The sequence below is a fragment of the Lentilactobacillus parakefiri genome (genome assembly GCF_002157585.1).
In the GTDB taxonomy this organism is placed as follows: Bacteria; Bacillota; Bacilli; order Lactobacillales; family Lactobacillaceae; genus Lentilactobacillus; species Lentilactobacillus parakefiri.
In genome coordinates, this window is the sequence record NZ_BDGB01000106.1 from 1 (window position 1) to 548 (window position 548).

General features: G+C 40.7%; 1 protein-coding gene. It reads right to left on the reverse strand.

Features of this window, described 5'->3' with window-relative positions:
* Positions 1 to 121: 121 nt before the first annotated feature.
* Positions 122 to 391: a helix-turn-helix transcriptional regulator gene (locus LPKJCM_RS11100; protein WP_087069644.1), complete on the reverse strand. Its 270-nt coding sequence runs from the start codon at positions 389 to 391 to the stop codon at positions 122 to 124.
* Positions 392 to 548 lie beyond the last annotated feature (157 nt).

Consider the following 548-nt stretch of genomic DNA (forward strand, 5'->3'; position numbering starts at 1 on the left):
AATTGGTCTAGCGCGACGAACATCGCTAACATTGCAAGTTTCTAACCAGTGAATTTTTGTACTTCACTGGGCTGGGGGAAGTATACTCTCCTCACAATTAGAACTATCAATATTTTACGTATCACCTACTTGACTTCTGACCACAAGTCTTTCTCGGTGGTACGGGCAGTGTTGCATGTTTATGTCGTTCATGTCGTACATCATCAGTAAAAAAAATACTTTCAACAGTTTCGCCAAGCGATTGTGCAATCCGTCCGCCAAGATCGACAGAAGGATCATTCTTACCATTCTCTAGATTGCTCAAGTAAGCCCTATTTGTGTGTAATGCTTGAGCAAGCTGTTCTTGCGTAATATGCTTTGACTTACGCACTTCTGCAATTCGATTCTTCATTTTTTCACCTCCTCGTATTATTAAAAATGTATTCAAGTATTGACCAGCTTCGCTGTTTGGATGCTGTGTGATATTCTCTAATTGTTCATTGGATTCGGATCCAACTGGTATAGGCTTTCGCCTCCTGTAGTTTATCTACATTTTAAGAATGCCGCCC

Coding starts and splice junctions, on each gene's coding strand:
- LPKJCM_RS11100 (WP_087069644.1), bottom strand. CDS start 391: ATGAAGAATCGAATTGCAGAAGTGCGTAAGTCAAAGCATATTACGCAA.